Consider the following 12952-nt stretch of genomic DNA (forward strand, 5'->3'; position numbering starts at 1 on the left):
AGCCAATCATGAACGAAGCGATTTTGTCTAGAAATCATGTGAAGGTGAAAGGCAGCGGCAAAGCATCTATCATGTTCGCACCTGGTTTTGGATGCGATCAAAGCGTGTGGAATGCCGTGGCACCTGCCTTTGAAGAAGATCATCGGGTGATTTTATTTGATTACGTCGGTTCGGGACATTCAGATTTGCGCGCATATGACCTGAATCGTTACCAGACACTTGACGGCTATGCCCAGGATGTTCTTGATGTTTGTGAAGCTTTAGATCTGAAGGAAACCGTGTTTGTGGGTCACTCCGTCGGGGCCTTGATTGGGATGCTTGCATCCATCCGCCGCCCGGAGCTTTTTTCCCATCTGGTGATGGTGGGGCCTTCTCCTTGCTATTTGAATGATCCGCCTGAGTATTACGGAGGATTTGAAGAGGAGCAGCTCCTTGGCTTGCTGGAGATGATGGAGAAAAATTATATCGGCTGGGCGACTGTATTTGCGGCAACCGTTCTGAATCAGCCAGATCGGCCTGAAATTAAGGAAGAGCTTGAAAGCCGTTTTTGTTCTACTGATCCTGTCATTGCCCGCCAATTCGCGAAAGCGGCGTTTTTTTCTGATCACCGAGAGGATCTTTCGAAGGTAACGGTTCCCTCTCTTATTCTCCAATGTGCAGATGATATCATCGCACCTGCAACAGTAGGTAAGTATATGCATCAGCATCTGCCTTATAGCAGTCTGAAACAAATGGAGGCTCGCGGACATTGCCCTCATATGAGCCATCCAGATGAGACGATACAGCTGATCGGCGATTATTTAAAAGCACACGTGTGATATAGGAACGAAAGGGATAGAGGTGACCCTCTTAGATGGACAAACAATTGAATGATGCACCATGCGGTTTCCTCGCTTTGTCAGAAGAGGGGTCGATCATAGCTGCCAACCGCACCCTTATCAAGATTCTGGATTATGAACCGGAGCAGGTTATCGGCCAGCACATGAATATGATGTTGACCATTCCCGCGCAGCTTTTCTGCCAGCTTTATTTTTTTCCGCTTTTGAAATTGGAGCATCACATCGAAGAAATATACATTTCCCTGAAAGCAAGAGATGGAGAAGAAATTCCCGTCCTTATCAATGCTATTGCGAGACACGATAGCGGGGCTTCTGTCTTTGATTGTGTTCTGATTCCAATGCGAAAGCGAAATGAATATGAAAATGAGCTGCTGATAGCCAGAAATGAGGCTCAGGAAGCTTTGCTTGCCAAACAGAAAGCCAATGCGGAGTTAGAAATTGCCTTGGAAACGCTGAAAGCAAAACAAGAAGAACTTCTTGAGATCAATAAACAAAATCAACAATTTAAATTAAACACCAAAAGAGAGCTTGAACTCGCCAGAAAGATCCAGAAAAACTCGTTGACTGAACCGATTGTAAACGATCAGGTTCAGATTGACTCTTATTACAACGCATCGAGTGAATTGTCAGGTGATCTTTACGGATATTATCAAATCGATGAACACCGTTACGGCATTATTATCCTTGATGTGATGGGGCACGGAATTTCATCTGCATTGATTACGATGTCTCTTCATCCTTTGTTCCAGCGCCAGATCACGCAAGGTCTCAGCCCCGTTAAAGTTATGAAGGAATTGGACCGGCACCTTCACAGCTTGTTTCAAAATGATGAGGAAGCAAGACATTATTGCACTGCTATTTATCTCGAGATTGATATAGCACGGCAAAGAATTGATTATGTCAACGCAGGGCATCCGCCGGCACTTTGGCAGGACGATAGCGGAACTCAACATCTGCTTCACGCGACCTCGCCTCCGATCGGGATGTTTGAAGACTTAGAGTTTCAGTCAAGCAGCCTTTCATACACGGAGGACGGAAGATTGCTTCTGTATACGGATGGCGTGATGGATCCTACGGCTTCATGTTATTTATTTGATTTACTAAAGGATCATCCTGATTCGCCAATCGCTGACCTGAAGGAGAAAATCCTTACATCACTGCAGCATCAAAAGGAAGCTCATCATAAGAGTGATGACGAATGTTTTATATTAGTTGATGTAAAATAAAATGATCCATGAGACATAACAATGATTTGTTACATCTCATGGATTTTTTTGTTTCAGCGTTTCTTTGGAATATGTCCTGACTCCGCATATTGAAACACCTGCAAGGAAGGCAGCGGGTGTCCATTAAAATCAAATAAAGCTTGATTATCTACAGCACTTCCCCCATACCACTTCCCGGCGTCTTCAGGGTCGTATTCAGCAGCATAGCTGGACGCCCACCCTGACCCGTATGTTTCCCATAACACTTTGTTTTTCTCTATCTGTGTCTTCGGCCCGACTGGAATCCACGCCGGCTCCCAGTAGAAAACACCAAGTCCTGCTTTGCCCGTATTCGCCACTGCCTCCATTACATCTCTTACTGCAGTTGCCTGGCCTTGAACAGAAATTGGATATGGCAACGTCTGCCCGCTTTTTGGTGCTGTATTTCCATGCCCATCGCCATCCTCAGCGGTATAGGTGTACGATGTCTCCGCCACCATGACTTTTTTGCCGTACGTATTGGCAACAGCCTTCAGCACGGAGGTCAAATTTTGTAATGTGCCATGCCAGAAAGGATAATAGGAGCTAGCAAACACATCATAATCCACTTTGTTTTTGCTGAGTGTTTCTGCAATAAATGAATACCTTCCAGCCGTTTCAGGATTGGTAAAATGCAGGGCGACCAAAATATTTGAATTTGTCTCCCTGACCGCTCGGCTTCCTTCATTAAATAATTGGCACATCTTCGTCCAATCAGTCTCACCGGCAAATCCTCCTGTTGTTTCATTTCCGACCTGAACCATGCCGATGTCAACGCCTTCCTTGATCATCTTTTGCAGGCTTTGTTTCGTATACTCATAGAGCTTTGCTTTTTTTGCTTCAAAGCTGAGATTCGCCCAGGCTTTGGGCACCTTTTGTTTCGCTGGATCGGCCCAGAAATCAGAGTAGTGAAAGTCGGCCAGCACCTTCATTCCGTTCGCTGTCGCTCTTTTTCCGATTTCGATGGCTTTTTGAACATCATTGTTTCCCCCGCCATACCCGTTGCCATTTGAATCATACGGGTGATTCCAGATGCGGACGCGAACATAGTTGACCCCAGCCTGTTTTAAAGTTGTAAAGATATCCTGGCGTTTTCCGTTTGTATTGTAAAAGGTGACACCGCTGTTTTCCAAAGCAATAACGCTGGATACATCTGCCCCTTTGATAAAATCCTTGTTCATCCCCTCTACTTTTTTAACAAAAAGATCCTCTGCCCGAAGCTCTGACACGTGCTTCTCCTTCTCAATGGCAGCGGCATATCCTGTTGAACTACATGCACTCCACACGATGGCAGCCGCAAAGAACATTTTCACTTTGCTTTTCATGATTTCATCCCCCCAAGACTTAGCAAGCGTTTTCATTCTATAGAAAAAAGAATCCGCCCATATCGAGCGGAGCATCAGCCTAATGTGTGTTTACGACAATTCTCACTTCATACTTTTCCATCGTCAGGTCGCCTGACAATATGTCTCCTGTCATTATGTCCTTCACACTCTGATCAAACGTGACCAGCTGTTTTTCTTCCGTGAAATTCATGACAAAAATATAATCATTGTCCTGATCCTGCCTCGCTTGTACGGAGACGCCTTTTCCGTGCCGAACCGGAAAAACTGGAGAGAGAGACAGGTCTGTGATCAGACCCTCATAGAAATCACGCTGAAATTGATCCTCCAAACGCGCGCCGATAAAATACGCCTTGCCCTGCTGATACTCATGGCTTGTGACCGCTGGCGTGCGCGCATAAAAATCTTCTTGATACACCGCTTCCACTGAAGCTGTCTTTACATCAATCACGGTTGCATAATCCTTCATTTCATATATTTGGCTGCGGTAGCTGACAGCGTTTCGATCCTTCGGATACAGGGTGTCCGTTTCAAGAGGCTCAACTCCAAATATAGCTTGAAGATCCGGATGCCATCCGCCTGTGTATGTTAAGTCATGCTCATTCACAACCCCGCTGATATACGTCATGACTAAGGTGCCGCCGTCAGCCGTAAACGCTTTTAAACGGGAAACGGTGTCCTCGCTGATTAAATACAGCATCGGGACGATCAGCAGTTTATATGGTGAAAAGTCTTGTTCTTTCGTGATGACGTCGACAGGGATATCGTGTTCCCAGAATGTGCGGTAATGCTGCTGAAGCGTTTGCGGATAACGTTTTGTCGCCTTCGCAAACCCCTGAGCATCCTCGAGCGCCCAATGATTTTCCCAGTCATATAAAATCGCGGTTTGAGCCGGCCTCTTCGTTCCGACAACTTCGGACAGCCGTTCCAATGTCTCGCCTACCTTGGCCACTTCTTGAAAGACGCGGTTCTTCGGGCTATTGTCATGATCCACAACCGCTCCGTGTAATTTTTCTGATGACCCCCGTGATTTGCGGTATTGGAAATAGAGAACGCTGTCCGAGCCGTGGGCAATCATTTGCATGGATGACAGCAGATTCATGCCCGGGCGCTTTGCCTTGTTGACGTTATGCCAATTGACCGCGCTTGGCGTACACTCCATTAATAAGAAGGGCTGCTGCTTCAAGCTTCGGTACAGATCATTGATAAAGCCGACCTTCATCGCCAAATCAGCTGTGCTTTCCCAGTCATTGTGCCAGACAGGATAAGCGTCCCAGCTGATGGCATCGACATGCTTTGCAAATTTGCTGTAGTCGAGGCCCTGATACGGGATCAAATCCGGTGTGTCAGCCATAAAATTCGTTGTGATAGGGATATCAGGCGTCAATTCTTTCAGCGGAATGATTTCATTTTCATAAAACGAAATCGTTTGATCGGTGACGAACCGGCGCCAATCTAAATTCAGGCCATGCAAGCCATTTTCACCGATCGGCGAAGGGCTTTCAATTTGTGACCAGTCATTGAACGTATGGCTCCAAAAAGGGGTCCACCACGCATGGTTCAATGTCTTGAGGCTGTTGTCATATTTCGATTTCAGCCACTCCCGGAAAGCATGCTGGCATAAATCACAGTGGCAATCTCCCCCGTATTCGTTTGAAATGTGCCACATTAACAGCGCCGGGTGATGTCCGTATCGTTCTGCTAATAAGCGGTTGATGTGCCGTGTTTTTTCTCGGTAGACTTTAGATGTGAGGCAGTGGTTGTGCCTTCCGCCGTGCAGCTGTTTGACGCGGGAGGCATTGACGCGCAAAACTTCCGGATAGGTTTGCGACAGCCAGGCCGGACGGGCTCCGCTCGGCGTTGCTAATATGACCCGGCCGCCTATACTGTGAATCCGCTCAAAAATATCATCCAGCCATTCAAATTGATATACGCCCTCCTCCGGCTCAAGTGCGCTCCATGCAAAAATGCCGACAGAAAACGTATTCGTATGAGAAAGCTTCATCAGTTTGATATCGTCAGCTAAAATATCGGGCCGATCCAGCCACTGATCGGGGTTGTAGTCTCCCCCATGGAGCATAAATTTTGCTTTTGTTACGTGCGTTTTTTCAAGCTTTGACATCACATTCTCCTCCTTGTTCTCTTAGCCCTTCGTTCCGCCTGCGGTTAATCCGGACACAAAATTCTTTTGCAGCATAATAAAGATGACGGCAACCGGTATGCTGATAAGCAGGGCTCCGGCCGCAAATGTCGTATAGCTGGCCCCCATGACATCATTCACTAAATTGAATAGACCGACGGGCAATGTATATGATTCAGGCGTTCTCAATATGGTTGAGGACAGCACAAAATCTCCGAGCGGACCGGTAAAGCCGTTCATGGCCACGACTGCCGCCATCGGTTTTGATAATGGCAGAATGATCTGGAAGAAGATTCTGGTGCTGCTGGCTCCGTCAATCTTGGCGCTTTCGTCTAAATCCATCGGAATGGAATCCATGTACCCTTTCATCAAATACGTATTCATCGGGATCAGGCCGCCGATATAAAGCAAGATTAGCAGCCAGTGGCTATTGATCATTCCCAAGATTTGCGCCAGCACAAACAAGGCAATTAAAGCTGAAAACTGAGGAATCATCTGCAGCAATAAAAAGAGCGTTAAAGCGTATTTCCTCCCTTTAAACCGAAAGCGCGAAAACGCATAGGCCGTAAACGTCACACAGAGCAAAGACCCTGCCATTGTAAACAGGCTGATCTTCATAGAGTTGACATACCACTGCACATATTGAAGGCTTTCCTTGCCCGCAAATAATTCCTTGTAATGATCGAATGTCGGATGCTTCGGAATGATGGATGTACTGATTAAGCTGTTGCCGGGATTAAAGCTTGCGCCTGCCGTCCAAAGGAGAGGATAAACAATGATGACCGCCATAAAGGCTAGCAACAAGTAAGAGAAAAGGAGACGGATATATCTTCTGACTTTCATATCTGCCAGCATACCTTATGCCTCCTCTTTAAAAGACTTTGTCTGTCTGAACTGCCACAATGCGATGGAGATAACAAATACAGATAATAAAATGGTTAAAGCCGCAGCAAGTGAATATTGGCTGGACTGCATTGTCAATTTATAAATCCATGAAACGAGGATATCTGTCCCGCCGGCTGTTGATCCGGTTACAGCCGGACCTCCGCCATTGAATAGATAGATAATATTAAAGTTATTAAAGTTAAACGTAAACTGAGTAATGATAATCGGAGCCATTGCAATGAACACCATCGGAAGCGTGATGTATCTCAGCTTTGAAAAGACAGAAGCGCCATCAATCGTAGCTGCTTCATACAGATCGTCCGGGATGGATTGCAATACGCCTGTTGAGACGAGAAAGATGTACGGAAATCCGAGCCAGCCCTGCATGAGAATCAATGCAAGCCTCGACCAATTGGCATCTGTCATCCACGGAAGCGGATCTATCCCGAAGAAAGCCAAGATGTCGTGATTCATCGCACCGAAGCTATCATTAAACAGTCCCGCAAAAATTAAAATCGTCACAAAACCGGGAACGGCCCATGGCAAAATCAGAATCGTCCGAAAAAAACGTTTAAACCGAAGGTCTTTCTGGTTAACAATGATCGCGAGAAAAATCCCCAAGGTGACTTGCAGTGTGGATGCAGCAAGTGTCCAAACCACCGTCCAAGCCAGTACATCAAAAAAAGTCGACCTCCAAATATCAACTGTGAAAATATTTGCGAACGTTTGAAAACCGACCCAATCAATTAATTTTGCAGGAGGAGAATGATACAAATCATAGTTTGTAAACGCTAATGCAAAGCTGAATAAGATAGGAAAGATCACGGCGAAAATTAAAATAAACAAAGATGGGCCGCTGACGACATAAGGATAGCCCTCAGAAATGATATGCTGGTATTGTTCCTTTAAGGAACTTAATGGCTTATTTTCATCACGCTGTTTTCCGCTTTGGAACGCATCGCGAAGATTTACATAATACACCGCAAGGCCAAAGCAGGTCACGATGACAGCAATAATCCCTTCCGCCAGCAGAAAAACGGAATTATCCCGCGGCACTTCTGTTCCCAGTGTAAAGATTCCCCAAAACCCCATATTGAGCAGATCTCCAAAGACCGCAAAAAACGATGCGCCTAAGAAAAGAAAGACAATACCTTTTATCCATTGCTTGTTATAAAATTGCCCGAGTCCCGGAATGATAGAAAGCAACAAAGCGACTTGACGATGCTGCACCGTTTTCACCTCTCTTACAATACAAATCTAGCTTTCTCTTTATTTTCCGCTGTGCTTTGCCTTAATTTGTCCTTTGGCCGTTTCAGCTGCTTGATCCAATGCTTGTTTCGGATCTGCCTTCCCTGTTGCAACCGTCTGTAATGCTGAATCAGCCGGCGTCCATATTTCATTCATTTCCGGAATATTTGGTGTTGGCTCTGAGAAACGGGATTGTTCAGTAACAGCCCGTGCCGCCTCGCTTTTCATAATAGCCGGGTCATTGGCTAGGGATTTCACAGCAGGAACTTCTTTCGTTTCTTCATATCGTGTTTTAGAATTTTTTTCATTTGCCAGGAAAACGGCTAATTCTTGCGCCAGCTCTTCATTCTTTGAAAATGCACTGACGTTGTAGCTTTTGACGCCGATAAAGGAGCTCATGTTTTTCCCATTTTCCAGCTTCGGCAGTTTCGTAATGCCATAATTGATTCCTGCATTCGAAAAGGCTTCTACATTCCATGGACCAGAAATAATTGCGGCGGCTTTTCCTTCTGTGAACAGCGATTCCAACACGTTAATCCCTTGTTCTCCAATAATGCCAGCCGGGAACAGGCCATCTTTGTAAAACTTCTGAATCAGCGCCGCACCTTTGACAGCTCCTTCATTATTGATTCCAATGTCTGACGGGTTATAGCTCCCATCTTTGGCCTTTCCAAAAATGTATCCGCCATATCCGCTCATCACACTTTCTGCATAATAAATTTGATCGAATAGGGCTAAAAAGCCAAATTTGCTGCCGTCAGCAGTCTTTTTGGAATAGTCGTACCACTCTTCCAGCGTTTTGGGCAATTCCTTTTCTGTGATGAGATCTTTGTTGTAAAAAAGCACAGTCGTTTCGACCGCTTTTGGCAGTCCATAAAGCTTTTGATCTACCATTTGAGACTGAATGGAAGCGTCAGTATAAAGTGATTGAACGTCTTTTTTGACATGTAATTCCTTGAGTAATCCTTCCGTGACAGCGGTTCCGATTTGGTCCCCTGGCATTGTTAACACGTCAGGGCCTGTGCCGGCCGGTCCATCCATTCGCAAATCTTCAATCTGCTTGGCATACGGTTTTTCAACGACTTTGACCTTCACATCATGCTCTTTTTCAAATGCAGCCACAGCGTCTTTAATGCCGTTGCTCTTTTCTTTATCCTCCCATACAACAAGCTCTGACCCTTTTGAACTCGATTTGGCGCTGCTGCTTTCCTTTGGGCCGCAAGCCGCCAAGGATAAACTGACAGCTGCGCAGAGCATGAATACGGAACACTTTTTTGCCATTTTCATTGATTGTCACCCTTTCGGTAGGAATGAAAGCGCTTTAAAGATAATATAGCATGCCTGAGAAAATGTGTAAACAAACTATTTACTTCATAGAGTAAATTTTTTTACCTAAATAAAAAATGACTTAGTGTCCTAAGTCATCCTTAATTCATACTCTTCCTGACGATTAATTCTGCGCCCACATATAATGTTTTTACCGTTCTTCTCTTGTCCTGCACTTGTTCAAGCAGTAATTGAACAGCGTTTTTACATAATTCATGTATATCAATATGAAACGTCGTCAGAGGAGGCGAGACATACTTCGCGAAGCTGATGTTGTTGATACTCACAATGCTTACCCTGTTTGGTATGGCAATTCCTTTTTCGTTCAGGGCTTGCAGACAGCCCACTGCAATCGGGTCCGCTGCAATCATAAAAGCAGTCGGAAGCTGATCGCCTAATGTGTCGATCGCTGCTGACATCAGGCGGTAGCCGTTTTCTACAGAGAATCCGCGATGACAGAAAATATAGCGCTCGTCCAGCATGGCTTTTTCCCTCATATAGGATCTGAAGGTTTGTTCACGGATGTCCATTTCATCCTGATTGGTATTCGGATTTTTGTATGTGCCGCCGATAAAACCGATGCTCTTATGCCCCTTCTCAGTCAGGATGTTTACCGTCTTCCTTGTCATTTGTGCCAAATCGGGCCTTACCGAGTCAAAATGATCGGGATCAGGAGTTGAATCGATGAACACGCCGTTTTCAGTGAGATTTCTGAGGAAAGCCAGCTCTTCATCTGAAAATGTGCCGACGGCAATAAACCCTTCCGTATGTTCAGGAATGCTCTCGATTCCATCCGCTATTTTATAAGTGGTCATATCGACATTGAATGCTTTCGCCAGTTTCTCTACTTCTAATCTCATCGTTTTAAAATAGACATCTTCTAATTCTTCTTTATCTGTCAGCCAATATAAAAACGCAATATGTTTCACCAGCGGCCTTACTGTTTTTTTGCGGTAATTGAGCTTTTCCGCCGCTTCATAGATTTTCTCCCGTGTCTCATCAGGAACAGAAAGGCTTTCATCGTTATTTAAAACGCGGGAAACGGTTGAGATTGAAAATCCCGCTTCCTGCGCGATATCTTTAATTGTCGCCATTGTATCTGCCTCCATTATTCAGCTCGCATTGTTTTAGTAAAATATTTTACTTTCTTTTTCACAAATGTCAAGTGCACAAAGCCCTCTGGCTGCCATGTAAAAAGACTGAACCATTTGCGGCTCAGTCTCAGTTGTTCGTATCATTCGGAACCGGCGGAATTGCCCGGGAAATGAGTTGGTTATTGCACATTTTCCTCGAAATATCCCGAAAGCACATCTTCCACATTCGTCAAATGCGCCAGCATGGCGGCTTCCGCCTGTGCACCGTTCCCGGCAGCCACAGCATTGTAAATCCGTTCGTGCTCCTCATACAGCCGCTGAACGGAGGTCTTCTTGGAAAACAGCCAGATTTTCCTCGTTTCCCTCATTGTTTCCAGCAGCAATGATGACACGTGATTCATCAAGTGTTTAAGAAGTTCATTTTGAGAAGCGTCCGCAAGCGCAAGATGAAATGCAAAGTCTGCTTTCTCTCCCAGCTCCCCGTCCGCTTCAATGCTGCCCATTTCCTTTAGTGCATCCTGAATTCTTTCGAGATCTGCTTCTGTCCTTTTTTCAGCCGCTAGTGAAGCCACGCCGATTTCAAGCAGTTTTCTGACCTCGAGCAGCTGCTTGACGTCCTCTTTTTTCATCAGAAGGGCGGCTGAGAGCGGCTGAGAAATTTGATTGAGCTCAAATTCCTTCAGATACGTGCCTTCTCCCTGTTTCATTTCGACAAGCCCCATCGCTTTTAGCGCAGAAAGTGCTTCGCGAACCGCTGAACGGCTGACTTGAAAGCTCTCAGCAAGCGCCTGAACAGAGTCCAGTTTATCCCCCGGCTTCAATTCGCCATTTTTGATCATATCTAATAGGGCATCCGCTACTTCTTCATATATTTTTTTTGTTTTAATCTGTTTATATTTCAATGCAATTCACCCCGTAACTTGTAGGTCTGGCTGTTTACGATCTATTATACTCTGTTTTGTGGGCCGCCAAAAGATTTTGACTATTTTGTCAAAAAGTCTTGTACTTTGATTTTTTTCAAAATATAATGCTAGGTAACTGGTCTTATTACCCAGTCATCAGATGATCATATCATCTATAGAAACCGCTTACATATGGCGCCAGTTTATGTTTCAAGGAGGGGTTTGGGATGCAATGGACACAGGCATATACGCCTATAGGGGGAAATTTGCTATTATCAGCGCTTGCCGCACTTGTACCGATTATTTTCTTTTTTTGGGCACTCGCGATTAAACGGATGAAGGGGTATACAGCAGGCTTGGCCACATTGGGGATCGCCCTTATCATTGCTGTATTGGTTTATCGTATGCCGGCGGAAAAAGCGCTGATGTCCGCGACACAAGGAGCCGTATACGGATTGTTGCCGATCGGCTGGATCATTGTGACGTCTGTTTTTTTGTATAAAATCACTGTGAAAACGGGACAGTTTGATATCATTCGCAGCTCTGTTCTCTCGATTACTGATGACCGACGGCTTCAAGCTCTCTTGATCGCTTTTTCATTCGGGGCTTTTTTAGAAGGGGCAGCAGGCTTCGGAGCGCCGGTCGCCATTTCTGCCGCGCTGCTGGTCGGTCTCGGCTTTAATCCTCTTTATGCTGCGGGGATCTGTTTGATCGCCAATACGGCGCCGGTTGCCTTTGGGGCAATTGGGATTCCAATTACAGCCGTAGAAGGGCCGACAGGGATTCCGGCGATGGAGATTTCGCAAATGGTTGGGCGGCAGCTGCCGTTTTTATCCGTATTTATTCCTCTTTATTTAATCATCATCATGAGCGGGTTCAGGAAAGCCTTGGAGATCTGGCCGGCGATTCTCGTATCCGGTGTTTCCTTTGCTGTTGTTCAATATCTCAGTTCCAATTTTTTAGGGCCTGAGCTGCCCGATGTTTTGTCAGCTCTTGTTTCAATGGCTGCGCTTGCTGTGTTTTTGAAATGGTGGAAGCCGAAAACAACATTCCGGTTTGCCGGTGAACAAGAGTCGGCCGCCTCAATTGAAACGGCGCGCACAAATCCGGCGGCGCCTGCATACAGAGGCGGACAGATTTTTAAGGCTTGGTCGCCATTTCTGCTGCTGACGGCGATGATTTCCGTATGGGGCATTCCATCTGTCAAATCCGCGCTGACCGGGCATTATGAAGGCTCTGCGGTGTTCTTGAAGTGGCTGAATGCTGTTGGAGAAAAACTGACTTTTTCCCCCGGTGTGCCTTTTTTGAACAATCAGATTGTCAATGCTGACGGTACGCCGATTGAAGCGGTTTACAAGTTGGAGGTGCTTGGTTCGGCCGGCACCGCGATATTGATTGCCGCAGTGCTGTCAAAATTCATCACGGCGATTTCGTGGAAAGACTGGGGAACCGTTTTTAAAGAAACAGTCCAGGAATTGAAGCTTCCGATTTTGACCATTGCTTCTGTCGTTGGTTTTGCCTATGTCACCAACTCCTCGGGAATGAGCACGACACTCGGGATGACACTCGCGCTGACAGGTTCGATGTTTACCTTCTTTTCGCCCGTTCTCGGCTGGCTCGGCGTCTTCATTACCGGCTCGGATACTTCTGCCAACCTGCTGTTCGGCAACCTGCAGAAAGTCACCGCATTATCAGTCGGCATGGACCCCGTTCTGTCTGTGGCCGCCAACTCTTCAGGCGGTGTCACAGGAAAAATGATTTCACCGCAGTCGATAGCGGTGGCGTGCGCCGCGGTAGGACTCGCCGGAAAGGAGTCAGATCTTTTCCGCTTTACCATTAAACACAGTCTGTTTTTGCTGCTGCTCGTCTGTATCATCACCTTTTTGCAGCATCACGTATTCAGCTGGATGATTCCTTAAAAAAATCCTCCC

The 12952-nt window shown here is 45.9% G+C and carries 10 protein-coding genes; 3 read left to right on the forward strand and 7 right to left on the reverse strand.

Going from position 1 to position 12952, the window contains the following annotated elements; all coding sequences use genetic code 11:
• Positions 1–8 precede the first annotated feature (8 nt).
• Together rsbQ and rsbP are read left to right on the forward strand one after the other, a co-directional pair.
• Positions 9–818 carry a sigma factor SigB/phosphatase RsbP regulator RsbQ gene (rsbQ, locus tag NST22_RS17845; protein WP_003228292.1) on the forward strand — a complete coding sequence of 270 codons (810 nt, stop codon included), beginning with the start codon at positions 9–11 and terminating at the stop codon, positions 816–818.
• A gap of 35 nt (positions 819–853) precedes the next feature.
• The gene (gene rsbP / locus NST22_RS17850) at positions 854–2065 is read left to right on the forward strand and encodes a phosphoserine phosphatase RsbP (protein WP_003228290.1); all 1212 of its coding nucleotides are present in this window, start codon (positions 854–856) and stop codon (positions 2063–2065) included.
• A gap of 53 nt (positions 2066–2118) precedes the next feature.
• On the opposite strand, the gene ganB is transcribed toward rsbP, so the two are convergent.
• From ganB to lutR, 7 genes are all read right to left on the reverse strand, one after another.
• The gene (gene ganB / locus NST22_RS17855; protein ID WP_003243128.1) at positions 2119–3408 is read right to left on the reverse strand and encodes an arabinogalactan endo-beta-1,4-galactanase; all 1290 of its coding nucleotides are present in this window, start codon (positions 3406–3408) and stop codon (positions 2119–2121) included.
• Positions 3409–3487: 79 nt separating this feature from the next.
• On the reverse strand, positions 3488–5551 hold the full coding sequence (gene ganA, locus NST22_RS17860) for a beta-galactosidase GanA (protein WP_010886616.1): 2064 nt from the start codon (positions 5549–5551) through the stop codon (positions 3488–3490).
• Positions 5552–5569: 18 nt separating this feature from the next.
• Entirely contained in the window at positions 5570–6421 is an 852-nt protein-coding gene (gene ganQ, locus NST22_RS17865) for an arabinogalactan oligomer ABC transporter permease GanQ (RefSeq protein WP_003228283.1), read from the reverse strand.
• 3 nt (positions 6422–6424) lie between these two features.
• Positions 6425–7681 (reverse strand): arabinogalactan oligomer ABC transporter permease GanP, encoded by a 1257-nt coding sequence (gene ganP / locus NST22_RS17870; protein ID WP_003243623.1) that lies wholly within the window; start codon positions 7679–7681, stop codon positions 6425–6427.
• Positions 7682–7720: 39 nt separating this feature from the next.
• On the reverse strand, positions 7721–8986 hold the full coding sequence (ganS, locus tag NST22_RS17875; protein ID WP_003228280.1) for an arabinogalactan oligomer ABC transporter substrate-binding protein GanS: 1266 nt from the start codon (positions 8984–8986) through the stop codon (positions 7721–7723).
• Between the two features lie 140 nt (positions 8987–9126).
• Complete coding sequence (gene ganR, locus NST22_RS17880) at positions 9127–10119, reverse strand: galactan degradation operon transcriptional regulator GanR (RefSeq protein WP_003244199.1); 993 nt, start codon at positions 10117–10119, stop codon at positions 9127–9129.
• Between the two features lie 179 nt (positions 10120–10298).
• The gene (lutR, locus tag NST22_RS17885) at positions 10299–11021 is read right to left on the reverse strand and encodes an L-lactate utilization/bacilysin biosynthesis transcriptional regulator LutR (protein ID WP_003228277.1); all 723 of its coding nucleotides are present in this window, start codon (positions 11019–11021) and stop codon (positions 10299–10301) included.
• 227 nt (positions 11022–11248) lie between these two features.
• Between lutR and lutP the strand changes: the two genes are divergently transcribed.
• Positions 11249–12940 (forward strand): L-lactate permease LutP, encoded by a 1692-nt coding sequence (gene lutP / locus NST22_RS17890; RefSeq protein ID WP_003228275.1) that lies wholly within the window; start codon positions 11249–11251, stop codon positions 12938–12940.
• Positions 12941–12952: the final 12 nt, after the last annotated feature.

The sequence above is a fragment of the Bacillus sp. PS237 genome (assembly GCF_037963345.1).
Classification (GTDB): domain Bacteria; phylum Bacillota; class Bacilli; order Bacillales; family Bacillaceae; genus Bacillus; species Bacillus subtilis.